15 protein-coding genes are annotated in these 23,671 nt (G+C 74.1%); 7 read left to right on the plus strand and 8 right to left on the minus strand.

Annotation, left to right across the window (positions count from 1 at the left end; translation table 11 throughout):
* Positions 1-281: 281 nt before the first annotated feature.
* Positions 282-1,193 carry a diaminopimelate epimerase gene (locus tag LE181_RS18810; protein WP_225662473.1) on the minus strand — a complete coding sequence of 304 codons (912 nt, stop codon included), beginning with the start codon at positions 1,191-1,193 and terminating at the stop codon, positions 282-284.
* Between the two features lie 324 nt (positions 1,194-1,517).
* Between LE181_RS18810 and LE181_RS18815 the strand changes: the two genes are divergently transcribed.
* Positions 1,518-2,849, plus strand: a complete 1,332-nt coding sequence (locus tag LE181_RS18815; protein ID WP_225662474.1) for a helix-turn-helix domain-containing protein — start codon at positions 1,518-1,520, stop codon at positions 2,847-2,849.
* A gap of 6 nt (positions 2,850-2,855) precedes the next feature.
* Here LE181_RS18815 and LE181_RS18820 read toward each other — a convergent pair whose 3' ends face one another.
* Positions 2,856-3,611 carry an SDR family oxidoreductase gene (locus LE181_RS18820; RefSeq protein WP_225662475.1) on the minus strand — a complete coding sequence of 252 codons (756 nt, stop codon included), beginning with the start codon at positions 3,609-3,611 and terminating at the stop codon, positions 2,856-2,858.
* Positions 3,612-3,741: 130 nt separating this feature from the next.
* Between LE181_RS18820 and fhuB the strand changes: the two genes are divergently transcribed.
* Together fhuB and fes are read left to right on the plus strand one after the other, a co-directional pair.
* Positions 3,742-6,012, plus strand: a complete 2,271-nt coding sequence (fhuB, locus tag LE181_RS18825; RefSeq protein WP_225662476.1) for a Fe(3+)-hydroxamate ABC transporter permease FhuB — start codon at positions 3,742-3,744, stop codon at positions 6,010-6,012.
* A 197-nt stretch (positions 6,013-6,209) separates the two neighbouring features.
* On the plus strand, positions 6,210-7,460 hold the full coding sequence (gene fes / locus LE181_RS18830; protein WP_372458410.1) for an enterochelin esterase: 1,251 nt from the start codon (positions 6,210-6,212) through the stop codon (positions 7,458-7,460).
* On the opposite strand, the gene LE181_RS18835 is transcribed toward fes, so the two are convergent.
* The 3 genes from LE181_RS18835 to LE181_RS18845 are packed head-to-tail and all read right to left on the minus strand — an operon-like array spanning position 7,446 to position 16,330.
* Complete coding sequence (locus LE181_RS18835) at positions 7,446-8,897, minus strand: DHA2 family efflux MFS transporter permease subunit (protein WP_225662477.1); 1,452 nt, start codon at positions 8,895-8,897, stop codon at positions 7,446-7,448. The two genes, fes and LE181_RS18835, sit on opposite strands and share 15 nt — an antisense overlap.
* On the minus strand, positions 8,894-9,097 hold the full coding sequence (locus LE181_RS18840) for an MbtH family protein (protein WP_225662478.1): 204 nt from the start codon (positions 9,095-9,097) through the stop codon (positions 8,894-8,896). The genes LE181_RS18835 and LE181_RS18840 overlap by 4 nt, the downstream gene beginning before the upstream one ends.
* 3 nt (positions 9,098-9,100) lie before the next feature.
* Positions 9,101-16,330, minus strand: coding sequence for a non-ribosomal peptide synthetase (locus LE181_RS18845; RefSeq protein ID WP_225662479.1), 7,230 nt, complete (start codon positions 16,328-16,330; stop codon positions 9,101-9,103).
* Positions 16,331-16,483: 153 nt separating this feature from the next.
* Between LE181_RS18845 and LE181_RS18850 the strand changes: the two genes are divergently transcribed.
* Positions 16,484-17,617: a M20 family metallopeptidase gene (locus LE181_RS18850; RefSeq protein ID WP_225662480.1), complete on the plus strand. Its 1,134-nt coding sequence runs from the start codon at positions 16,484-16,486 to the stop codon at positions 17,615-17,617.
* 87 nt (positions 17,618-17,704) lie between these two features.
* Here LE181_RS18850 and LE181_RS18855 read toward each other — a convergent pair whose 3' ends face one another.
* From LE181_RS18855 to LE181_RS18865, 3 genes are all read right to left on the minus strand, one after another.
* The gene (locus LE181_RS18855; RefSeq protein ID WP_225662481.1) at positions 17,705-18,703 is read right to left on the minus strand and encodes an ABC transporter substrate-binding protein; all 999 of its coding nucleotides are present in this window, start codon (positions 18,701-18,703) and stop codon (positions 17,705-17,707) included.
* 205 nt (positions 18,704-18,908) lie between these two features.
* Positions 18,909-19,112: a hypothetical protein gene (locus tag LE181_RS18860; protein ID WP_225662482.1), complete on the minus strand. Its 204-nt coding sequence runs from the start codon at positions 19,110-19,112 to the stop codon at positions 18,909-18,911.
* Positions 19,113-19,198: 86 nt separating this feature from the next.
* Positions 19,199-19,570 carry a hypothetical protein gene (locus LE181_RS18865; protein WP_225662483.1) on the minus strand — a complete coding sequence of 124 codons (372 nt, stop codon included), beginning with the start codon at positions 19,568-19,570 and terminating at the stop codon, positions 19,199-19,201.
* 223 nt (positions 19,571-19,793) lie between these two features.
* Between LE181_RS18865 and LE181_RS18870 the strand changes: the two genes are divergently transcribed.
* The 3 genes from LE181_RS18870 (at position 19,794) to LE181_RS18880 (ending at position 23,649) form a co-directional block, all read left to right on the plus strand.
* Entirely contained in the window at positions 19,794-21,002 is a 1,209-nt protein-coding gene (locus tag LE181_RS18870; protein WP_225662484.1) for a serine hydrolase domain-containing protein, read from the plus strand.
* Positions 21,003-21,137: 135 nt separating this feature from the next.
* Entirely contained in the window at positions 21,138-22,487 is a 1,350-nt protein-coding gene (locus LE181_RS18875; RefSeq protein WP_225662485.1) for a type I glutamate--ammonia ligase, read from the plus strand.
* A gap of 1 nt (position 22,488) precedes the next feature.
* Positions 22,489-23,649 (plus strand): amidohydrolase family protein, encoded by a 1,161-nt coding sequence (locus LE181_RS18880; protein WP_225662486.1) that lies wholly within the window; start codon positions 22,489-22,491, stop codon positions 23,647-23,649.
* Positions 23,650-23,671: the final 22 nt, after the last annotated feature.

Below are 23,671 nucleotides of genomic sequence, written 5' to 3' on the forward strand. Positions count from 1 at the left end.
CGCCGCCTGCCGCGCGGCCGGCCGCCGCCGCGGGCGCCGCGGATCCGCCGGACGGGCGCGGAACGGCCGGCAGCGCGACGGCCAGGGCCAGGGCCACGAGCAGGGCGAGCACGGGGACGATCCACGATCTGGGACGCGGGCGCATGGCTTCCCCTCGGTCGGTGGGGTGGGTCCGCTACGACCTTGGACACCGTGCCGGCCGCTGTCCACACGGCATTCACGCCACACCGGGCGCACCACCGGCACCGGGGACGTCCCCGTGCGGCTGCGCTCACCGTGCCTCACAGCGCAGTCAGCCACCGGGCGTCCAGGACCCCTTCGGCCGTCACGCCCGCCGGCCCGGTGAGGAGCGCCGGCCCGTTCGGGCCGATCGTGACCGACAGCGGGCCGGAGCCGCTCTCCACGACCGCGGTGCCCCGGCGGCGCCCGGCCGCGTGCTGGACGACGGCGGCGGCCGCGCACACGGCGGTGCCGCACGAGGGCGGCTCACCCACCCGCGGCCGGTGGACGCGCACGCGCAGCCTGCCGCTGGGCAGGACGTTGACGAACGAGAGGGCCACGTCCGGGACCATGTCCCCGGGGCCGGCGGGGAACGCGGCCGCGTCCAGCTGCGGATCACACGTCAGGTCGAGGGCGCGGACGGGCAGTTCAACGGGGCAGACCAGGTGGAGGGTGCCCAGCGACACGGCCGTCCCGGCGAAGGCGTGCCCGTCCAGGGTTGCCCCGGCCGGGCCGAGGACGCGCGGGGCCGGCAGTTCCACGGTCGTCCGGCCGTCGTCGGCGACCGTGACGCAGGCGTCGCCGCCACGGGTGCCGAGCCACACCGCCCCCGGCCGGGCCAGGCCCGCCCCGGTGAGGTAGCGCGCGACGAACCCGAGGCCGGGGCCGCACCGGAGGGCGTGGGAGCCGTCGGGGTTGCGGAAGTCGGCGAACCAGTCGCCGCGCGGCCGGCCGGGCAGACGGCCGCGCGGGGTGCGCACCACGCGCAGCAGGGCGTCCCCGCCCAGCCCGGTGTGCGGGTCGCACAGGGCGCGCACGGCGTCCTCGGAGAGGTGGATACGGTCGTCGGGGTCGAGCAGGAGCAGGAAGCCGTCCCCGCAGCAGTGGCCCTTGGCGTACCGCGGACCGGGGTCGACGCAGGGGCGGGGCAGGCGGACGTCGGCTCCGGGCGATCGCTGCGCGCTGACGGCCATCTGCCACCCTTCCGGTGCGCGGTGCGGACGACGGCACCGCGGGTCCCGGGCCGGCTGGGCGGCATCCTGGGCCCGGCGGACGGCGCGGCGCAACGCGTTCCGTACCACTCTCGGGCAGACCGCCGGGCGGCTTCCGGTGGGCCGGACGGAACCGCCGGAAAACCACCGGCCGGCTGCCGCTCGCGTTTCGGGGCGGACTGCACCGATGGCCAGCAATCGCCGTGAAGTACGGCAGAAGCACAACAAGGGTGCACCAAAGGCATCTTGACGGCAGGAACAGCGGTCCTAACCTGGGGGAAACCGTCTACCCAGGGGGGAAGCAGGGTGGTTGACGGCGACCCGGTGCTGCCGTTCGGACTGCTGCTGCGCCGCAGCCGGCTCGCGGCCGGGCTGACCCAGGCGGAGCTGGCCGAGGCGTCGGGGCTGAGTGTGCGCGCCATCAGCGACATGGAGCGCGGGCGGACGGGGCGGCCGCAGCGCAGGTCCGTGGAGCTGCTGGCGGGGGCGCTCGCGGGGGGCGGGGGCGCCGCCGCCCGGGGGCTCGTGGAAGCGGCCAGGACCGCGGGGCTCACGCCGGAGCCCGTGGGGCCGGGCGATGCCGCGCCCGCCTGCGAGCTGCCCCCGGACGTCCCCGACTTCACCGCGCGCGAGCAGGCCGTGCGGCGGCTGGCCGCAGCGCTGGCCGCGGTCGGCCGGCGCGCCGCGGGAACGGCGCCGTCCGGACACGGCCTGACCCTGATCGGGGGTCACCCCGGCGCGGGCAAGACGGCCCTGGCCGTGCACGCCGCGCACCTGTCGCGCTCGCGCTTCCCGGACGGTCAGTTCTTCGTCGAACTGGCACCGGCCGGCCGCCCGGTGCACCGGCCCGACGACGTCGTCCGCAGGCTCCTGCAGTCGCTCGGGGCGGCGCCGGACGCCGGCACCGGTTCCCTGGAGGAGGCCAGCGCCCGGCTGCGCACCCTGCTGGCGCGCAAACGGGTGCTCATCGTCCTCGACGACGCCGTCTCGGAGGGGCAGATCCGCTGTGCGCGTCCGGCGGTCGGCGAGTCCGCGGTGATCGCGACCTGCCGCCGCCGGCTCTCCGCGCTGGCGGGCGCCGAGTGCATCGAGGTCCCCGTCTTCAGCCCGGAGGAGTCACTGGCCTTCCTGGCCAGGATGCTCGGGGAGGAACGGATCCGCGCGGAGCGGGCCGACGCGGCCCGGGTCGCCCGGTGGTGCGGCCATCTGCCGCTGGCCCTGCGGATCGTCGGCTGCCGGCTGCTGGCCCGTCCGCACTGGACGATGCGCACACTCGTCCACGAGGTGCTGCACGATCCGCGCACCCGGCTGCGGGAGCTCCGTTCGGGCGATCTGACGGTGGGCGCGGCCATGGCGGCGGCGTTCGGCGTGCTGGACGACCGGACGCGCTCGGCGCTGCGGCGGCTCGCGGCGGAACGGGCGCCGGGCTTCAGCCCGCGCAGCGCCGCCGTGACGCTCGGCTGCAGCGTGGCCCGGGCGCACCGGATCGTCGGCGACCTCATCGACGGGCATCTCGTGGAGGTGCTGGAGGGCCCCCGGCCCGGGGATCCGTACTGTGTCATCCCGCCCGTGGTGCGGCTCTTCGCCACCGGGAGCGCGGGGCCCGCCGGCGCCGGGCCCGTTCAGCAGGTGGTGTAGCGGCCGTCAGCGGGTGGTGTAGCCGCCGTTGACGAAGAGTGTCTGTCCGTTGAGCCACCATCCGTCGGTGAGCAGGAACTTCACGTACGGCACGATGTCCTCGATCTTGGTGAGCTCGCCGTTCATCGCCGAGGACTTGTGGTAAGCGATGGAGTCGTCGGTCTCCGCCGGATAGAAGAAGCCGGTGTCCATGGGCCCCGGTGCGATGTTGTTGACCGAGATGTTGCGGCCGAACAGCTCCTTGGACAGGGCGCGGGTGAAGTGCTCGACGGGGGCCTTGCTGCCCGCGTAGACGGAATACAGGCCGGTGTAGGCGGCGAGCAGCGAGGTCACGATGGTGATGATCTTGCCGCCGTCCTGCACGCGCCGGGCCGCCTGCTGCATCATGAAGTACGCCGCCTTGGAGTTGACGGCGAACATGCGGTCGTACTCCTCCTCGGTGACCTCGGTCATGGGCTTCTTGATCACCATGCCGGCCGTGTTCACCACGCAGTCGACCTTGTCGAAGGCGCCCTCGGCGACCTCGAAGAGCCCCTCGACCTCGGCGACCTTCGTCAGGTCCGCTTCGTGGATCACCGCTTCGCCGCCCGCGGCCCGGACGGCGTCGGCGGTCTGCTCGGCGCCCTCCTTCGAGGAGGGGCTGTTGTAGTGGACGACGACCTTGGCGCCGTCCGCCGCGACCTCGCGCGCGATGAGACCGCCGAGATTCCTCGACGCGCCACCGATGACCACGACCTTGTCCTTGAGCGTTCGGGCGGGCATGCGTCTCTCCTCGGCGGACGACTCCTGAACCACGCTCACTTTATTTGCGTATGTCCGCATTCGCACGCCGATGCCCTGAAGAGCCCGGCGACCTTCAGGCCGTCATGCTTCGTTAGGCTAGCCTTACCTTATGACTTTGTCGCACGTGGACACCGCGGCGGAAACCGTCGACGACCAGGCCGTTCCGAGACCCTCGCAGGGACGCCGGGCGCTGCTCACGGCCTCGGCCTCCCTGCTGGCCGCCGTCCTCGTGCTCGCCGCCCTCTCCCTGTCCGTCGGCGCGGGCGAAGTCGGTCCCGGCGACGTCCTGGACTACCTCCTCGGCCGCAACGGAGCACGCGACGACTCCCGTCTGTCCCTGGTCGTCGGGGACCTGCGCATCCCGCGCACCCTCACCGCGCTGCTGGTCGGCGCCGCCCTCGGCACCTCCGGCAGCCTGCTGCAGGCCGTCACCCGCAACCCCCTCGCCGAAACGGGCCTGCTCGGCGTCAACGCCGGCGCCTCGCTCGGCGTCGTCACCGGCATCGCCTTCCTCGGAGTGAGCAGCGGCTTCGGCCACCTGCTGGGGGCCTTCGGCGGCGCCGTGGTCGCCAGCGCGCTCGTCCTGCTCATCGCCGGTCGCCGGGGCGGGGGTTCGCCGATGCGGCTGGTCCTGGCCGGCTCCGCGCTGGGCGCCACCTTCGGCGGCATCACCAGCGTCATCGTCGTCAACTCGGCCGAGACCTACGACCGCTTCCGCTCCTGGGTCCTGGGCTCGCTCGCCGGCGTCGAGGGCTACGACAAGCTCACCGGCCTGCTGCCCGTGCTCGCCACCGGCTTCGTCGTGGCCCTGCTCGTGGCCCGCCCGCTCTCCGCGCTGGCGCTCGGCGACGACCTCGCCCGGGGCCTCGGCCACCGCCCCGCCACCATCCGCACCGTCGTCGCGGTGGCCGTCACCCTGCTCACCGCCTCCTCCGTCGCCCTGGTCGGCCCCGTCTCCTTCCTGGGCCTGCTCGCGGGCTTCCTGGCCCGGGCCGTCGCCGGCCCCCGGCTCACCGCACAGATCGCCCTCGCCGGACTCATCGGCGCGGGCGTCCTCACCGGCGCCGACGTGCTGGCCCGCGTCGTCTCCCGGCCCTTCGAGGCGCCGGTCTCCGTCATCATCGCCCTGATCGGCGCCCCCGTCCTCATCGGCATCGTCCGCTCCAGGCGACTGGGGGCGATGGGCATGACGGACCCGGCCACGGAGGAGAACACCGGGGCGGGCCGCGGGTTCGGTGCCCGGCTGCCGGCGGCGTGGCGGGGGCGGGCCGGCGCGAACGGGCGGACGGGCGGGACCGGGCCGGCCGACGGAAGGCCGGCCGTCGCGGCCGGGCCGGCCGGGCGCCCGGAGCGTGGCGAGAGCCTGGTCCTGCGGCACCGCACCCTGTCGGTGCTGCTGCCGCGCCGGGCCACGCTCGCCGCGCTCGCGCTGGCCGCGCTGCTCGTGGCCGCCGTCGTGCTCTCCGCGTACGCCGGGCAGAGCGAGATGAGCCTGAACCGCACCTTCCATGCCGTCCTCGGCTCCGGCGACCGCTTCGACGTCCTGCTCGTGCAGAAGTTCCGGCTCGGCCGGATCGTCGCCGGCCTCACCGCCGGCGCCGCCCTCGGCCTCGCCGGCTGCCTGACCCAGACCCTCGCCCGCAACCGCCTGGCCACGCCCGAACTGCTGGGCGTCAACGACGGCGCGACGGCTGCCGTGCTCATCTCGACGACGCTCACCGGCACCTTCGGCGCCTGGTGGGCGGGCCCGGTCGGCGCGCTCGCGGCCGTACTCGTCGTCACCACCGTCTCCGGCGGCCTCGGGCAGCGGGGCTACCGGGTGCTCGTCGTCGGGCTCGCCATGTCGGCGCTCGCCTCGGCCGTCACCCAGGTCGTGCTCTCCCGCCGCTCCCTCAACTCGGCCAGCTCCCTGTACGTGTGGACCTCCGGCAGCCTCAACGGGCGCGGCTACTCCGTGGCCGTCCCCGTCCTCCTCGGCCTGGCGGTCCTCGTGCCACTCGCCCTCGTCGTCGCCCGGCAGCTCAACGTGCTGCGGTTCGACGACTCCACGGCGTCGTCGCTGGGCGTCGCACCCGGGCGGGTGCGGCTGGTGTGCCTGCTGCTCGCGGTGGGGCTCGCCGGACTGGCGGTGGGCATCTGCGGGCCGGTGGGCTTCGTGGCGCTGGCCTCGCCGGTCATCGCGGGCCGGCTGGCGGGACCTCTGCGGGTGCCGGTGGTGGGGTCGATGCTGACGGGGGCCGTTCTGATCGTCCTTGCCGACACGGTGGGGCGGATCGTCTTCGACGGGGTCGAGGTGCCGGTGGGGATCGTGACGACCGTGCTGGGCGGACCGTTCCTGCTGCGGGTCCTGCTGGGGCGGTCGGCGGCGGCGCGGGTGTGACGCCTCCGGCGGGTTCTTCCCCACCCCGCCCCTTCCCGAACCGGGGCTCCGCCCCGGAAAAACCCAGCCCGTCCGGCGCTTGAGGACACCGCGCGCAGCGCGGTCCGGGGTCTGGGGCGCAGCCCCAGGAAACGGCGAAAGGGTGGGACCGGGGCCTTCTCCCCCGTCCCCCGGACACCTGCCACCGAAAGGAAGCCATGGAGCTGCACAGCCCGACGCTTCGCATGCTCGCCGAGGCCGTCGCCACCGAAGGAGCCGGCGCCGTCGACGACTTCTGGGCGCGCGCCCAGCGCGTCGGCACCCCCCTCGTCGAGCCCGACGCCGACCCGGCGTACCGCCTCGTCACCTTCCTCTGGCGCGACGACCCCGCCACCCCGGCGGAGGCCGTACTGGCCCTCCTCCACACCGTCACCGACAAGGACCGGCACGCCCACGACCTCACCCCCCACCTCATGCACAAGGTGCCCGGCACCGACGTGTGGGCGATCAGCCACCGGCTGCGCGCCGACCACCGCGCGTCGTATCAGTTCTCGGTGCACCACGGCTCCCGCGAAGACGCCCTCCGCACGGACCGCCGCAGCTGGCTGCGCGTCCTGGACAGCGCCCTGCCCGATCCGCTCGCCGCGGGCCCGTTGCTGCCCTCCCGCGACGGGCGCAACCCCTCCTCCGTCATGGAGCTGCCCGACGCACCGGCCCAGGACTTCGCCGCGCCACGGCACTCCGTGCCGCGCGGTGCACGCCTCGCGGCGGAGGTCGACGGCCGGCGCGTGGCCGTCCACCTGCCCGCCGGCCACCGCGCCGACGCCGGCTCCGGCACCGGCCCGTACGCCGTCGCCGTGCTGCTGGACGGCGAGATGTGGGGCCCGGTGCTGGACTTCGGCGCCACGCTCGACAATCTCCACGCCGACGGCCGCATACCGCCGACCGTGACCCTGTTCGTCGAGACCATGGGCCGCGACCGCCGCATGGCCGACCTCAGCTGCAGCGAGGAGTTCGTCGACTGGCTGGCCGACGTTCTGCTGCCGTGGGCCGCACAGGAGTACGGAGCGACGGACGACCCGGCGCGCACGGTCGTGGCCGGACAGAGCGCGGGCGGCCTGACGGCGGCCTTCGCCGCCTTCCGCAGGCCGGAGCGGTTCGGGAACGCGCTGTCCCAGTCGGGCTCCTTCTGGTGGCCGGACGGGACGGAGTTCGACGGCGGCAGCGAGTGGCTGACCCGGCAGTACGCGACGCACGAGAAGCTGCCGGTCCGCTTCCATCTGGAGGTGGGCCTGCAGGAGTGGATGCTGCTCCCGCAGAACAGGCACCTGCGCAACGTGCTCGAAGCACGCGGGTACGAGGTGGCCTACGACGAGTTCAACGGCGGCCACGACTACGCCTGCTGGCGCGGCGGGCTCGCCGTCGGACTCGTCGGACTGCTCTCGGGCGCCGGCTCAGGCCGCGGCTGACCCCTCCCGGGCCCCCGGGGCCTCAGGAGTCTCCGGGGCCTCCGGCTCCTCGTCGAGGGGCGGCGGGGCGGGGGCCTCCCGCGGCAGCCGGAGCGCCCAGAGCGTGCCGAGGGCCACGAGGCCGGCCGTGGTGAGGATGGCCGCCCGGTACGGGCCCGGGGCGGCGGAGCCGTGCGGGCCGGACTCCCCCGCCGCCGCGATGACCGCGGCGACCGCGGCGATGCCGAGCGCGCCGCCCAGGGTGCGCACGATGGTGAACAGGCCCATGGCCTGGCCCATGGCGGGCGGCGGCACGTCCGCGAAGCCGGCGATCTGGACGGTGAGCACGGCGGTGCCGAGCACGAGGCCGATGCAGAACATCAGCGCCCGTACGGCCCAGGCGTTCTCGGCCACCCCGGGCACGGCGAGCGTCGCGAAGACCGCCGTGGCCAAGGCCAGGGCGGGCGCGGCGAGCAGGCGCGGGCCCAGCTTCGGCAGGAGCCGGTCGACGACCTGTGAGGCGAGCATCAGTCCGACCGCCTCCGGGAAGACGCTGAGGCCCGCGTCCAGGGCGGAGGCCCCAAGGACCGCCTGGAAGAGCAGGGGGAACGCGAAGAGGACGCCCATCAGGCCGGCGGCGGTGAGCAGGGCGAGGACGGTCGCCGAGGCGAAGGGCCGGTCGCGGAGCAGTTCCAGCCGCAGCAACGGCGATCCCGCCCGCAGCAGATGGAGCACGGCCGCGCCGAGCAGGGCGAGGCCGAGCAGGCCGCTCACCGCGACGGCCGGTGACGTCCAGCCGTGCGCGGGGCCGAAGCCCAGCGCGTAGGTGAGCAGCCCGAGCGCCGGGGTGGCGAGCACGAAGCCCGGGGCGTCGAAGGGGCCGTCGGTGCCCTCGACCTGTTCGCGGACGCCGAAGAGGCCGAGCAGGACGGCCGCCGTGCCGATCGGCACGTTGACGAAGAACAGCCAGTGCCAGGAGAGGTGCTCGGTCAGGAAGCCGCCGAGCGGTGGCCCCAGGGCGGGCATCAGCGCCGTCGGCACGATGAGCACCTTGGACAGCTTCACCCGCTCGTGCGGGGCGAACGTGCGGAACAGCAGGGCCATGCCGACGGGCGTGAGCAGTCCCCCCGCGATGCCCTGCACGACGCGTGCGAGGACCAGCGCCGGCAGGTCCTGGGCGAGCCCGCAGGCGGCGGAGGCGGCGGTGAAGACGGCCAGTGCGCCGAGGAAGACCTTTTTCGTGCCGAAGCGGTCGCCGAGCCAGCCCGCGACGGGCAGGGCGACGGCGAGCGCGACGAGGAAAGCGACCTCGACGGTGTTGGCGGCCGACACCGGTTCGCCGAAGTCCCGGGCGATGGTGAGCAGCGCCGGGTTCACGACGGTGGAGTCGAGCCCGTTCATGCACATCGCCGCCGTGTAGACGATCACGACGGCGACGCGCGTGGGAATGCCTCTCACCGGGCGGAGGCCGGGGTGAGGTCGGTCCACTGCTCGCTGATCCGGTCGAGGGCGTCCTGACGGGCGCACGGGCCGTGCACGGTGCTCCAGCCCTCGGGAACGGCGGCGAAGCCCGGCCAGAGGCTGTGCTGCCCCTCGGAGTTGACGAGGACGAGGAAGTCCCCGTCGCCGTCGAAGGGGTTGGCGGGTGCGTCGCTCATGGGTCAGTTCTCCAGGTTCTGCAGACGGTCGGCGATCACGCTCGCGATGTGCGCGATCGGTTCGGGCAGGGTCATGTCCTTGTGCGAGCAGGCGACGTCGGTGTTGTCGATGCGCCCGGTCACGTAGGGGGTCCAGGTGTCGGGGGTGAGAGTGTCGTCGATGGTGTCGACGGTGGCGCGGAAGAAGAGCACGTCGCCCTTGTGGACGCGGTGGTCGAACTCGCGCACGAGGAAGTTGGTGTTGAGGTACGTGCGGTTGAGGGCCTCGATGGTGGCGTCGTCGAGGCTGGCCAGCGGGGAGCCCTCGCGGCGCAGCACCTCGGTGACGTGAGCGAGCTCGAAGGGCTTGCCCTCCAGGCTCTCCGGTCCGTGGCCGCCCATGGCGAGCAGGGCTTCAAGAGCCTCGGCCTGGTCGGGTACGGGCAGCTCGCGGAAGCCCTCGGCCGGGTAGGCGTCGAGGATGGCGAGCAGTCCGACCTCGGCACCGAGGTCCTGCAGGCGGGTGGCCATGGCCTGGGCGATGATGCCGCCGGTGGACCAGCCCATCAGGCAGTACGGGCCGTCCGGCTGGACCTCGCGCAGCCGGCCCACGTAGTGCGCGGCCAGTTCCTCCAGGGTGCGCGGCAGGGGCTCGGCGGCGGTCGCCGGGCCGACGCCCTGGGCCTGGAGGCCGTAGATCGGCACGTCGGCGGGCAGGTGGCGGATGAGCCCGGCGTAGCACCAGCTGAGGCCGCCGGCGGGGTGGACGCAGTACAGCGGGGCCCTGTCCCCGTCCTTGGCCGGGCGCAGCGGCAGCAGGACGTCCAGGGCGTCGGTGTGCTCCGTCGCGTCGAGGGCGTCGTGGAGGGCGGCCACGGTCGGCGCCTGGAAGACGGTGCCGATGCCGACGTCGGCGCCCAGCGCCTCCTTGACGCGCCCGGCGAGGCGCACGGCGAGCAGGGAGTGGCCGCCGAGGTCGAAGAAGTTGTCGTCGACGCCGACCCGGGGCAGTCCCAGGACGTCGGCGAAGATCGCGCAGAGCTGTTCCTCGCGGGGGCCGCGCGGGGCGCGTCCGCCGGTGACGGCGGCGGCGAGGTCGGGGGCGGGCAGGGCCTTGCGGTCGAGCTTGCCGTTGGCGGTCAGCGGCAGCCGGTCCAGGAGGACGACGGCCGACGGGACCATGTGGGCGGGCAGTTCGGTGCCGGTGTGCTCGCGCAGCAGGGCCGGGGTGGTCTCGTGCGCCGGGACGGCGTAGGCGACGAGGCGCTTGTCGCCGGGGGTGTCCTCGCGGACGACGACGGCCGCGTCGGCGACGTCGGGGTGGCCGGCGAGGACGGCCTCGATCTCGCCGGGTTCGATGCGGAAGCCGCGGATCTTCACCTGGTGGTCGGCGCGCCCGACGTATGCGAGCGTGCCGTCCGGGCGGCGGCGGGCGAGGTCGCCGGAGCGGTACATGCGGCTGCCGCGCTCGCCGAAGAGGTGCGCGAAGGGGTCGGCGACGAACCGCTCGGCGGTCAGGGCGTGCCGGCCGAGGTAGCCGCGGGCCAGGCCCTCGCCCGCGACGTACATCTCGCCGGTGACGCCGGGCGGTACGGGCTGGAGGTGCTCGTCGAGGACGTAGACGCGCAGGTCGGGGATGTTGACGCCGATGGTGCTGGAGGTGCCGGCGGCGGCGCTCGTGCGGTCGAGGGCGATGTACGAGACGTGGACGGTGGTCTCGGTGATGCCGTACATGTTGACGAGCGTGGGGGCGTCGGCCCCCTTTTCACCTACGGCGGTCCGCTCGTACCAGTCGTCGAGACGGCCTGGCTCCAGGGCCTCGCCGCCGAAGACGACGTAGCGCAGGGACAGTTCGGTGCCGGGGTTCTCCCGGTCGGCGGCGCTGAGCTGGTAGAAGGCGGACGGCGTCTGGTTGAGGACGGTCACGCGCTCGTCGGCGAGCAGCCGGAGGAAGGCCGCCGGGTCGCGGCTGACGAGGTGCGGCACGACCACGAGCCGGCCGCCGTGCAGCAGGGCGCCCCACAGCTCCCAGACGGAGAAGTCGAAGGCGTAGGAGTGGAAGAGCGTCCACACGTCGTTCTCGTCGAAGCCGAACCAGTGGTCGGTGGCGGAGAAGAGACGGGCGACGTTGTGGTGGGTGACGGGGACGCCCTTGGGGCGGCCGGTGGAACCGGAGGTGTAGATGACGTACGCGACGTCGCCGGGGCGCTGGGCCCGGGTGCGGTCGCCGTCGGTGAGGCCGGTGGGCGGGTGGGCGTCGGCGTCGGTGCCGTCGACGAGGACGACCGGCAGGTCGTGCGCGGGGATGCGGGCGGCGGTGGCGGTGGCGGTGACGACGGCGGCCGGGGTGGCGTCGGCGAGCATGTAGGCGAGCCGGTCGGCCGGGTAGTCCGGGTCCATCGGCAGGTAGGCGGCGCCGCACGTGGCGACGGCCAGCAGGCCCACGACCAGTTCGAGGGAGCGGGGCAGGGCGAGCGCGACGATGGCGCCGGGGCCGATGCCGCGCCCGGCGAGCAGCCGGGCCAGGCGGTTGGCGCGGGCGGACAGCGCGGCGTAGGTGAGGGAGGCTCCCTCGCAGGTGACGGCCGTGCGGTCGGGGTGGCGGCGGGCGGCGTCCTCGTACAGGCCGACGAGGGTGTGCGGTGCGGGTGCGGGGGTGGTCGTCCCGGTGTTCCACTCGACGAGGGAGCGGTGCAGCTCGTCGTCGTCGAGGAGGGGGAGCCGGCCGACGGGGGTGTGCGGGTCGGCGGCGGCCGCGGTGAGCAGGCGGGTCAGGTGGGTGGAGAGACGTTTCGCCGTGGCGGCGTCGAAGAGGTCCGTGCGGAATTCGAGGAAGCCGGCGATGCCGCCGCCGGGCTGTTCCCCGGCGTTGAGGGTGAGGTCGAACTTGGCGGTGCCGGAGGGTACGGCCGTCATGCGGGCGGTCAGGTCCGGGCCCATGGCGAAGGCGGCGTCGGGCATCGACTGCCAGGCGAGCATCACCTGGAAGAGCGGGTGCCGGGCGAGTGAGCGGGGCGGGTTGAGCTCCTCGACGAGCCGGTCGAAGGGCAGGTCGGCGTGTTCGTACGCCGCGATCGTCGTGGCGCGGACGCGGTCGAGGAGGGTGCGGAAGGCGGGGTCGCCGGAGGTGTCGGTGCGCAGGACGAGGGTGTTGACGAAGAAGCCGACGAGGTCGGCGGTGGTGTCGTCGTCGCGTCCGGCGACGGGGGTGCCGATCGGGATGTCGGTGCCGCAGCCGTAGCGGGTGAGCAGCGTGGCGAAGGCGGCCTGGACGGCCATGAAGACGCTGGTGCCGGTGGTGCGGGCGAGCTGTTCGAGGGCGGCGTGCGCGGCGGCGTCGAGGTGGAAGGGGACGGTGTCGCCCTCGTGGGACGCGACGGCCGGGCGCGGCCGGTCGGTGGGCAGTTCGAGCTGGTCGGGCAGGCCGGCCAGGGCCTGCTTCCAGTGGGCGAGCTGGCGTTCGGCGAGCGGGGTGGGCTCCTCGGCGGTCCCCAGGAGGCGCTGCTGCCAGGCGGTGTGGTCGGCGTACTGGACGGGCCTGTGCGGGAGTTCGGGGGTGCGGCCGGCGGCTCGGGCGGTGTAGGCGGCGGCGAGGTCGCGGGCGAGCGGGGTGGTGGACGCGCCGTCGCCGGCGATGTGGTGCAGCAGGAGGAGCAGGGTGTGCTCGTCTCCCCCGTCGCTGAACAGCGTGGCCCTCAGCGGGGGTTCGGTGGCGAGGTCGAAGCAGTGGCGGACGGCCGCGGTGCGGTCCGCGGCGAGGGGCGCGGTGTGCAGGTGCGGGGTGGCCTCGCCGGCGGTGAGGATCCGCTGGTGGGGCTCGTTGTCAGTGGCCGGGTATACGGTCCTGAGTGTCTCGTGGGCGTGCGTGAGGTCGTTCAGGGCGAGCTGCAGCGCGTCGTGGTCGAGCGGTCCGGTGAGGTTCAGGACGAGGGGGATGTTGTAGGTGGGGCTGGGTCCTTCGAGGCGGTGCATGAACCACAGCCGCTTCTGTGCAGGGGAGAGCGGCATGCGGTCCGTGCGGGGTACGGGCGTGAGCGCGGGCCGGTCCTCGCCGTAGGCCGCGGGCGCTTCGCGCAGGAGTGCGGCGAGCGCGGCGGGCGTGGGGTTGCGGAAGACGTCGGCGAGGCTGATCGCGGCGCCGAAGGTCTCGCGGACGCGGGCGGCGATACGGCCGGCGGTCAGCGAGTGGCCGCCGAGGTCGAAGAGGTCGGCGTGGGGGGCGGGAGCGGTGTCCAGGCCGAGGGCGGTGGCGAAGAGACCGCAGACGATCTCTTCGTGAGGGGTGCGGGGGCCGCTGTGGCCGGTGGCGGCGCCCGGGGTGGCGGCGGGGTCCGGGTCGGGGAGGGCGCGGACGTCGAGCTTGTCGTTGGCGGTGCGGGGCAGGGCGTCGAGGAGGAGGACGGCGGTGGGCACCATGTGATCGGGCAGTCGCCCGGCGAGGTGGGCGCGCAGCGCCCCCGGGTCGGGGGTGGCGCCTTCGGCGGGTACGGCGTAGGCGAGCAGGCGCTTGCCGGTGGCGGTGTCGCGGGCGATGACGGCGGCCTGGGCGACGTCCGGGTGTGCGGCCAGCGCGGCCTGGATCTCGCCGGGTTCGATGCGGAAGCCACGGATCTTGACCTGGTCGTCGGCGCGGCCGAGGAACTCCAGGGTGCCGTCGGGGCGGCGGCGTACGAGGTCGCCGGTGCGGTACATGCGTGCGCCGGGCTCGCCGTGCAGGGCGCCGAAGGGGTCGGCGGTGAAGCGTTCGGCGGTGAGGTCGGGGCGGCCCAGGTAGCCGGCGGCCAGGCAGGCGCCGGCGATGTAGAGCTCCCCGGTGACGCCGGGGACGGTCGGACGGAGGGAGGTGTCGAGGACGTACGCGCGTGAGCCGCGCACGGGGCGGCCGGTGACGGCACCCGGGGTGGCGCCGGGCAGCCAGGAGTAGGCGTCGACGGTGGTCTCGGTCGGGCCGTAGAGGTTGACGGGGCTGACGCCCTCGGTGCCGGCCAGGCGTCTCCACAGCGGCTCGGGCACGGTCTCGCCGCCGACGACGACGAGGGCGGGGCGGTGCCGGTCCGGGTCGAGGAGGCCCTCGGCCACCAGAGCCTCGACGTAGGAGGGGGTGGCGTCGAGGTAGTCGATGCGCTGTTCGTCGACGTAGGCGGTGAGGAGAGCGGGGTCGCGGTAGGCGGCGTCGTCCAGCAGGTGCAGCTCGTGGCCGTGGACCATCCAGATCAGGGGGTCCCAGGAGGCGTCGAAGGCGAAGGAGGCGCTGTGGGCGATCCGCAGCCGGTGGCGGCCGGTGCGCTCGACGGCGGGCGCGATGTGGTCGCTGCCGTGCCCGGCGTGGAGGTTGGTGAGGGAGGCGTGGGTGACCAGGACGCCCTTGGGGCGGCCGGTGGAGCCGGAGGTGTGGATGACGTAGGCGGGCTGACGGAGCGTCGGGGCGGGGGGAGCCGTGCCGGGCCAGGCGTCGATGCGGGCGCGGGTGGCCGCATCGTCGAGGAGCAGGGTGGGGATGCCGTGCTCCGGCAGGCCGTCGGCCGCGGGCGTGGTGGCGATGAGGCAGCCGGGCCGGGTGTCGTCCAGGACGGCGGTGATGCGCTGCGCGGGGTGGCCGAGGTCGAGCGGCTGGCAGACGCCGCCCGCCTTCAGGACGGCGAGGAGGGCGACGACGGTGTCCGCACTGCGGGGCAGGGCGAGCGCGACGGCGGTTCCGGCCCGGACCCCTGACGCCCTCAGGTCGTGGGCCAGGCGGTTGGCCGCGGCGTCGAGTGCGGCGAAGGTGAGGGCCGTGGTGCCACTGCGCACGGCCACGGCGTGCGGGGTGCGGACGGCCTGCTCGGCGAAGAGCTCGGGCAGGGTCGCCTCGGCGGCGGGCTCGGTGCGTCCGGCGGTGGCCCGGCGGATCTCGTCCGCGGTCAGCAGGTCGATGGTGCCGACGGGGCGCTGCGGGTCGTCCAGGAGGAGGGTGGTGAGGCCGTCGAGGTAGCGGCGCAGGCCGTTCTCGTGGCCGGCGAGGCCGGCGGCGTCGTAGCGGGCGGGGTGGGCGTCCAGGCCGAGCCGTAGGCCGCCGTCGGGGCCCGGGGTGACGGCCACGGCGAGGTCGTCGACGGGGCCGGCGGCGAGGTTGCGCACCGTGCCGGGCAGGCCGCCGAAGTCGAGGTCGCCCTCGAACGCCTTGATGTTCACCATCGGTCCGAACAGCGGCTGTCCGGCGGCGGTGAGGCCGAGGTCGCGGCGCAGGTCCTCCTGGCGGTAGCGCTGGTGGCGGCGGACGGCCCGCACTTCGAGGACGACGCGGCGCAGGAGTTCGGCGCCGGTGTCCTGAGGGCGGACGGCGATGCGCAGCGGCATGACGTTGACCATCATGGCCGGGGTGCGCAGGGCGGCGGGTCCGCGGCGGTTCATCAGCGGCAGGCCGAGCACGATGTCGTGGGCACCGGTCGTGCGGTGCAGATAGCCGGCGGTGGCGGCGATGAGCAGTTCGGCCCAGGTGGCCTTGGCGGCGCGGGCCGCCGACTCCAGGCGGGTCAGGGAGCCGGCGGGAAGTTCGGCCGTGTGGCGCAGGACGGAGCCGGCGGGAGCCGCCGGGCGATCGGAGAGGGAGACGGGCTCGGGCCGGTCGGCGAGGCGGTTGCGCCAGAAGTCGCGGTCGGCGGCGTGGCGTTCGCCGGCGGTGTACTCGGCCTCGTCGTCGACGAGCTCGGCCAGCGTGCCGAAGGGGTTCGGGGTGGGCCCGGCGCCGGCGGCCAGGGCGGTGTAGACCTCGGCGACCCGGCGCCCGAGGAGGGTCAGGGCGTAGGCGTCGACGGCGAAGTGGTGGACGCGCTGGTACCACCAGTGGCGGTCGTCGGCGAGGCGGATGAGGGCCTGCGTCACCAGCGGGCCCTCGGTGAGGTCCACGGGCCGGTCGAGGTCGGCGCGCATCCATGTCTCGGCCTCGTCGGCGGGGTCGGGGGCCCCGCGCAGGTCGAGCCGGTGCAACGGCCGCTCCCCGTCCGCCTCGACGCGCTGGGCGGGCGGGTCCCCGGCGGTGGCGCGCAGGGCCAGCGTCTCGGCCTCCCGCGTGGTGTGCCGCAGGGCGCGCTCGAAGAGTTCCGCGTCCAGCGGGCCGGTGATCTCCACGCAGTCACCGGTGTTGTAGACCGGGTTGTCCGGGGCGAGGGCCTGGGCGTAGAGGATTCCCGACTGTGCGCCGAGGAGCGGCAGTTCGGCAGAGGGGGTTACCTCCCAGCGGTGGCTGGGGGAAGTCTCGACCTGGTGGTGACGCATGGCGTGGGGACTCCCGGTAGAGGGCAGACGTTCGTGCGCACACCGGACCCCCGGTGGCTCAGCTTAGGTAAGCCTAAGCTATTTTTTGATCGCTTGTGAGTGTGGTCCCCGCCGGTCGGGGACAGCAGGAGAACCCCGACACAGGAGCCGGACATGACCGTGGCCGACGGCCTCAAATCCGCCATGCGCGAGCGCGTTTCAGCCCATCGCGAGGAGCTCCTGGCGCTCAGCCGTCGCCTTCACGCGCACCCCGAGACCGCCTTCGCCGAGCACCGGGCCGCCGCATGGTGCGCCGGCGCCCTGCGGGACCACGGCTTCACCGTCACCGCCCCCGCCTACGGCCTCGACACCGCCTTCTGCGCGACCGCCGGTTCGGGTCCGGTCACCGTGGCCATCGCCTGCGAGTACGATGCGCTGCCGGACCTCGGCCATGCCTGCGGCCACAACCTGATCGCCGCCGCCGGCGTGGGCGCGGCGCTCGCCCTCGCCCCCCACGCCGACGAACTGGGCCTGACGGTCCGGGTGCTGGGCACTCCCGCCGAGGAGAGCGGGGCGGGCAAGGCGCTGCTGCTGGAGGCGGGGGCCTTCGAGGGGGTGGACGCCGCGATGATGGTGCACCCCTGCCCGTTCGAGGTTGCCGAGTTCCGCTCGTTCGCGCTGGGCACCCTCTCGGTCGCGTACCGGGGGCGCTCGGCGCACCCCAGCCTCAATGCGCACGAGGGACGCAACGCCGCCGACGCCCTGACGGTTGCTCAGGTTGCTCTGGGGCTGCTGCGTCAGCAGTTGCCTCCGCAGTGGAAGGTGCACGGGGTGACCACCGGCGCGGGCACGCGGCCGAACCTCATCCCCGACCGGGCCACCGCGGAGTACGAGATCCGCGCGTCGGCCGCCGAGGACCTGCGGGAGCTGCGCGAGCGGGTGGAGGCGTGCTTCCGGGCGGGGGCGGTCGCCACGGGCTGCGAGGTGACGCTCACCCGCCCGGAGCCGGACTACCTGGACTTCCGCACCGACCCGGAGCTGATCGGCCTGTGGCAGGCCAACGCCCGGGCGCTGGGCCGGCCGGAGCCGCAGGAGCGGGAGGCGTTCGCGTGCACGGACATGGGGAACGTCTCGCACGTGGTGCCGTCGATCCACCCGGTGCTGGACATCACGGGCGGGGCGTGCGGGCCGCACGAGCCGGAGTTCGTGGCGGCGGCCGTGTCCCCGGCGGCGGAACGGGCCGTCGTGGACGGCGCGGTGGGGATGGCGTGGACGGCAGCGGACTTCGCGGCCGCCCGCCGCGCGTAGGTTCCCCCACCCCGCCCTTTCAACCGGTTCCCGGGGCTCCGCCCCGAACCCCGGACGGGCCGGATCGTCCGGCCCGTCCGGGTCACGCTACTTCTTCAGCGCCTTCGTGATGTCGTCCACGACGACCAGGCTGGCCAGCGGGCCACCCCGCGTCGACCACACCGAACCGCTGACGGTCACGGCGTGGTTCTTCTTCACCGCGTTCAGGTCCTTGTACGCCGGCTTCTCCTGGACGTCCTTCAGGGCCTTCTCGCCGTCCGAGGTGAGGGTGGACAGGAAGAGCCAGTCGCCGTCGATCTCGTTGATCTTCTCCAGGCTCAGCGCCGGGGTGTGGGCGTTGCCGTCCTTGTCCTGGGCCTTGGGCCGCTTGAGCCCCATGTCCAGGGCGACGCCGGAGGCGAACTGCTTCTTCTCCATCCAGCTCGGGCCGTCCGGGTTCCAGCGGACGATGCTGACCTCGGCGCCCTTGCTCTCGCCGAGCTCCTCGCCGGCCTTCTTGGCCCTGGCCTCGTAGTCGGCGATGACCTTGTTCGCCTTGTCCAGGCCGTTGACCGCGTTGGCAACCCCCCGGAAGGAGAGCTTCCAGTCATCGGTGGGGGCCATGGTGACCAGGGTGGCCGGGGTGATCTCGCGGAGCTGCTTGAGGACCTGCTGGTCCTGCATGTCGCCGGCGAGGATGAGGTCGGGCTTGGCGGCGAGGACCTTGTCCATCACCGGCTGCAGCAGGTTGCCGACGACGTTGACGCCCTTGACCTTGTCCTCAAGGTAGGCCGGGGGCTTGTTCAGGCCCTGACCGTTGGTGATGCCGACCGGCTTGATGCCGAGGGCGAGCACCGCGTCGAGGTCCTCCTGCGTGAGGGTCACGATGCGCCGGGGGTTGGCGGGGACCTTGACCGCCGTGCCGGTGGCGTCCTTGACCGTGCGCGTCCCGCCGCCGTCGGACGTCGACTCGTTCTTCGTGGCGTCGGAGCCGGAGTCGGAGCCCCCGCCGCAACCCGTCAGCAGCAAGGCGGCGGCACCCACGGCGGCGAGAGCCTGGGCCGCACGGCGCGGCACGGACGGGAGGAGGCGGTCGGGCGAGGTCATCGAAGGCTCCGGACGTTGAAACGGGCTCAAAAAGAACAGGGGGCGCCATCGGTGCGGGATCACCCCACACCGGACGCCATGAATATTAGGTTAGCCTTACCTAAAAGTCACTCCACCGGAGCCTCCGGCCTGCCGCCGCCCGGGCCGGCCCGCCGGCAGGCGGACCCGGGCGACGACTCCCGGACATGACGCCCCGCCAGGGGCGTTACCGGCGACGGAGGAGCAACAACCTGGCCAGCACGCCGGGCCGGCGGAAGCCGGACCGGCCGGCGGGCTCCTCGGCCACCGGCGCGTCGGGGCGCTCCTCCACGATGACGGGCGCGGGCTCGGGGTCGGGGTCGGGGCGGTGGATGCGGTAAGCCTCGGCGCGCACATAGGCGCCGAGCGCACGCGCGGGATCGATGCGCATGACGTATCTCCTGCTGTCGTACCTGCTGGCATGCCGGGAAAACACCGACGCCCCGCCCTCACACGGAGGACGGGACGTGGTTCCGGTCAGCAGCGCAGGACGGAATGGTGCGCGCGGTCGTCGGCGGCGATGACGCCGCCCGGCCGGGACGGCGCCTGCCGGCCGGAGAGCCCCCCGGCTGCTCCGGCGGCAGACGCCAGGGCCGGCGGACAGGCGCGCCTGCCCGTCGGCCGCCCCACCCTCCCCGGACGTGGAACCCGCTGCTCGGCCGTGCACGCGGTGCACTCGTCGGAGGAGCCGTCCGCCAGGGGGGCGGACGCGGGAATCTCCTCCCTGACGGAGACGCTCTCCATTCCCTCGGCCACCGCGCCGGAGAGCACGAGCAGCGCAGAGGCCAGCACGGCGAGAACAGCCCGCACCGCGGGCTGCAGCACTCCCGTACGACCCCAGATCGTCACAAACCAAGCGTAGTTGTTCGGTTACCTCGGGTGCATTCCGTCGAACGAGTGAGATTGCAGGGAATAGACCGATCTTCCGGACTGATCCCCGAACGCCGGTCCTGTCGGATGAAACGACTGGCTGGATTCCGTACACCCTCCCGAAGTCCGCTCAACGCCACGGCGGTTGACGCGGTCCTGGCAGGTGCACAGGTCCCCTCCCACGAGAGAGAGGCAGCAGACGATGAGCGCACGCACCTTACGGACGGCCGTGGTCGCGGTCGTGACGGCCGCCCTGGCCGCCACGACCGTACAGACCGCGGCAGCGGCCGGCACGGAACGGAGCACCGCCCCGCACGCCGCCACCCGGGCCATCATGGAGGCCGAGGTGAAGGCCGGGACGCCGGGCGTCCTGGGGCGGGTTCAGGACGAACACGGCACGTGGAACGGCTCCGCCGGCGTCGCCGACCTGACCACCCACCGGCCGCGCCTGGCCCAGGACCGCTTCCGCATCGGCAGCATCAGCAAGGCGTTCGTCTCCGTCGTCCTCCTGCAGCTGGAGGCCGAGGGCAGACTCGACCTCGACGACACGGTCGAGCGCCGGCTGCCCGGCGTGGTGCGCGGCAACGGCCACGACGGCAGCCGGATCACCGTCCGCCAGCTGCTCAACCACTCCAGCGGCATCTTCAACTACACCGACGACCCCGGCTTCGTCGAGCGGATCACCACCGGCTTTCTCGAACACCGCTACGACACCTACACACCCCGGCAGCTCGTCGCGACCGCCGTGCAGCACCGGCCCTACTTCGAGCCGGGCAAGGGCTGGCACTACTCCAACACCAACTACATCCTCGCCGGAATGATCGTCGAGAAGGTCACCGGCCGTTCGTACGCCGCGGAGATCGAAAAGCGCGTCATCGGCAAGGCGGGCCTGCGCTCCACGACGCTGCCCGGCACCTCGCCCCGCATGCCCGCGCCGCACGGACGGGCGTACAGCACGCTCTCGTTCACCGGGCCGGGCCCGAAGGTGTACGACGTCACCGAGCTCAACCCCTCCTGGGGCGGCGCGGCCGGCGAGATCATCTCCACCACCGGCGACCTCAACCGCTTCTACCGCGCGCTGCTCCGCGGCGAGCTGCTGCCCGAACGCCAGCAGCGGGAACTGCTCACCACCGTGCCGATGGGCGGTGAAGGGGGCCGGTACGGCCTCGGCGTCTCCGCCGCCACCCTCTCCTGCGGGAAGACCGTGTGGCTGCACAGCGGCGGAATCCACGGCTCCTCCTCCCTGGCCACCTCCGACGCGGACGGCCGCCACACCACCGCGTTCAACTACAACGACGACTGGAGGGAAGCCGACTTCACCGGGCTGATCGAGGCGGAGTACTGCGGCACGAAGCCCGCCTCCGGCACCGCGGCGCACCGCGCCCTCACCACCCTCACGGCCCTGCGCTGACCCCCGCAACGCCACCCCTTCGGCGGTGCGCCGACACGCCGTGCCCGAAGGAACCACCGGGACGTGAGGTGTAAGACGGGCCGCTCGTGACCAGAATCCCTGGGCCAGAGGGTTTTCGACGGTGAGGAGCGGACCGTGCAGGAACGGGAGCGGGCGGAGTCCGCGGCGCGGCAGGCCGCGGCGCAGCTCACCGCGCAGGACATCCATGGCGTCCTCCTGACCTGGGTGGACAACGCCGGCATCTCCCGCCTCAAGGCCGTCCCCACGAACCGGCTCGCGCACACCGCCCGCCGGGGCGTGGGGGCGTCGCCCTGCTTCGACGTGTACCTCGTCGACGACTCCAGCGTCACCAGCCGCCACATCGGCGGCCCGGACGGGGATCTGCGGCTCTTCCCCGACCTGGAGCGGCTGACGGTGCTGGCCGCACAGCCCGGCTGGGCCTGGGCGCCCGTCGACCGCTTCGAGCAGCAGGGCACCCCCTACGTGGGGTGTCAGCGCGGGTTCGCGCGCCGGATGGCGGACGCGGCGGCGGCCCGGGGGCTGCGGCTGCGCATGGGGTTCGAGACCGAATGGGTCGTCACCCACGCCAACGGACACGAGCCCCCGCGCTACGCCTGCTCCGGCCCGGCCTACGGCATGACCCGGGTGGTCGAGCTGTCGGACTACCTCCGCGACGTCCTGGACGCGCTCATCGCCCAGCGCATCGAGGTCCTGCAGATCCACCCCGAATACTCCCCCGGGCAGTTCGAGGTGTCGGTCGCCCCGTCGGATCCCGTCGGCGCGGCCGACCTGTCCGTACTGGTCCGCGAGACGATCCGCGCGGTGTCCCTGCGCAACGGCCTCGACGCCTCCTTCGCCCCCGTCGTGGAGCCGGGCGGCGTGGGCAACGGCGCGCACCTGCACCTGAGCCTGTGGCGGGACGAGCGGAACCTGTGCCGCGGCGGCGACGGCCCGTACGGCATGACCGCCGAGTGCGAGGCGTTCCTGGCCGGGGTGCTGCGGGAGCTGCCCGCCCTGCTGGCCCTCGGCGCGCCCACGCCCGCCAGCTACCTGCGGCTCGAACCCTCGCGCTGGGCGGGTGTCTACCAGTGCTGGGGCCTGGAGACCCGGGAGACCGCCCTGCGCTTCATCACCGGCGCGCCGGACGACACCGACGGCGCCAACGCCGAGGTCAAGTGCTTCGACGCGGCCGCCAATCCGTACCTGGTGACAGGCGCGGTCATCGCCGCCGGGCTGGCCGGGCTCGACGAGGGGCTGACCCTGCCGCCGCCGACGGCCGGCGACCCGGCCCGCACCGGCGGACAGCAGCGGCTGCCCACCTCGCTCGCCGGGGCGCTGGAGCACTTCGAGCGCTCCGACCTGCTGCGCACCGCCCTCGGCGAGCCGCTGTTCGAGGCGATCGCCGCGGTCCGCGCGGGCGAGGTGAAGCTGTTCGAGGGCCTCGCGCCGAAGGACGTCGCGGCCGCGACCCGCCGGCGGTACTGACATGACCGGTCTCCCGGTGCCCCCGCTGGTGGACCACCACTGCCACGGCGTGGAGCGCTCCGCCCTGTCGCCCGCCTCCTTCGCGTCCTACCTCACCGAATCCGACGCCCCCGCCGCACCCGGCACCTCCTTCTTCGACACCCAGCTCGGCCTGGCCGTGCGCCGCTGGTGCGCTCCCCTGCTGGACCTCCCCCCGCACTGCCCGCCGCAGGAGTACCTGCGGCGGCGCGCCGAGCTGGGTCCGGCCGAGGCCACGCGGCGGCTGCTGAGCGCCTGCGGCATCGCCGCCTTCCTGGTGGACACGGGGATCCCGGGCGACCTGACGACCCCCGCGGAGCTGGCGGCCGCCGCGGGCGGCGGTGCCGTCTGCCACGAGGTCGTCCGCCTGGAGAGCCTGGCGGAGCGCGTCGCCGACCGCGCCGGCGGCCGCAAGGAGTTCCTCGACGGCCTCGCCGACGCCGTGCGGCAGGGCGCCCGCGACGCCGTGGCCTTCAAGTCGGTGGCCGCCTACCGCTACGGCCTGGACTTCGAGCCCGGCCCGCCGGACCCCGCCGAGGTGCGGGCCGCCGCCGGCCGCTGGCTCGTGGCCCGGGCGGCGGGCGGACGGCTGGCCGACCCCGTACTGCTGCGCCATCTGCTGTGGTCCGCCGCGGAGACCGGCAGGCCGGTCCAGCTGCACACCGGCTTCGGCGACCCGGACCTCCGGCTGCACCGCTGCGACCCGCTGCTGCTCACCGACTTCGTACGGGAGGTCCGCCCCACCGGCTGCACCCTGGTGCTGCTGCACGGCTACCCCTACCACCGCAACGCCGGCTTCCTCGCCCACTCCTACCCGCACGTCTACGCCGACATGGGGCTCTCCCTGACGCACACGGGCGCACGGGCGCAGGCGGTGCTGGCCGAGATGCTGGAGCTGACCCCGTTCGGGAAGCTGCTCTTCTCCACCGACGCCTACGGGCTGCCGGAGCTGTACGCGGTGGGGGCCGCCCTCTTCCGGCAGGCGCTGGAGGAACTGCTGACGGGCTGGGTGGCCCGGGGCGCGTGGTCGGCGGCGGACGCGGAAAGGGTGGCAGCGCTGGTCGCGGCGGACAACGCCCGCCGGGTCTACGGTCTGGACGTGCCGGGAGCCACCGCGCCCGGGCGGTCTTCTCCGTACGGGTGAAGCCGGCCGCCAACCGGCCCTG

Source organism: Streptomyces sichuanensis (genome assembly GCF_020328095.1).
Taxonomy (GTDB): Bacteria; Actinomycetota; Actinomycetes; order Streptomycetales; family Streptomycetaceae; genus Streptomyces; species Streptomyces cinnamoneus.

Excerpts from the sequence above, each read along its gene's own strand:
- LE181_RS18855 (WP_225662481.1), bottom strand. The coding sequence starts at position 18,703 with ATGACCTCGCCCGACCGCCTCCTCCCGTCCGTGCCGCGCCGTGCGGCC.
- LE181_RS18820 (WP_225662475.1), bottom strand. The coding sequence starts at position 3,611 with ATGCCCGCCCGAACGCTCAAGGACAAGGTCGTGGTCATCGGTGGCGCG.
- fhuB (WP_225662476.1), top strand. The coding sequence starts at position 3,742 with ATGACTTTGTCGCACGTGGACACCGCGGCGGAAACCGTCGACGACCAG.
- LE181_RS18845 (WP_225662479.1), bottom strand. The coding sequence starts at position 16,330 with ATGCGTCACCACCAGGTCGAGACTTCCCCCAGCCACCGCTGGGAGGTA.
- LE181_RS18870 (WP_225662484.1), top strand. The coding sequence starts at position 19,794 with ATGAGCGCACGCACCTTACGGACGGCCGTGGTCGCGGTCGTGACGGCC.
- LE181_RS18810 (WP_225662473.1), bottom strand. The coding sequence starts at position 1,193 with ATGGCCGTCAGCGCGCAGCGATCGCCCGGAGCCGACGTCCGCCTGCCC.
- LE181_RS18850 (WP_225662480.1), top strand. The coding sequence starts at position 16,484 with ATGACCGTGGCCGACGGCCTCAAATCCGCCATGCGCGAGCGCGTTTCA.
- LE181_RS18840 (WP_225662478.1), bottom strand. The coding sequence starts at position 9,097 with ATGAGCGACGCACCCGCCAACCCCTTCGACGGCGACGGGGACTTCCTC.
- LE181_RS18860 (WP_225662482.1), bottom strand. The coding sequence starts at position 19,112 with ATGCGCATCGATCCCGCGCGTGCGCTCGGCGCCTATGTGCGCGCCGAG.
- LE181_RS18880 (WP_225662486.1), top strand. The coding sequence starts at position 22,489 with ATGACCGGTCTCCCGGTGCCCCCGCTGGTGGACCACCACTGCCACGGC.
- fes (WP_372458410.1), top strand. The coding sequence starts at position 6,210 with ATGGAGCTGCACAGCCCGACGCTTCGCATGCTCGCCGAGGCCGTCGCC.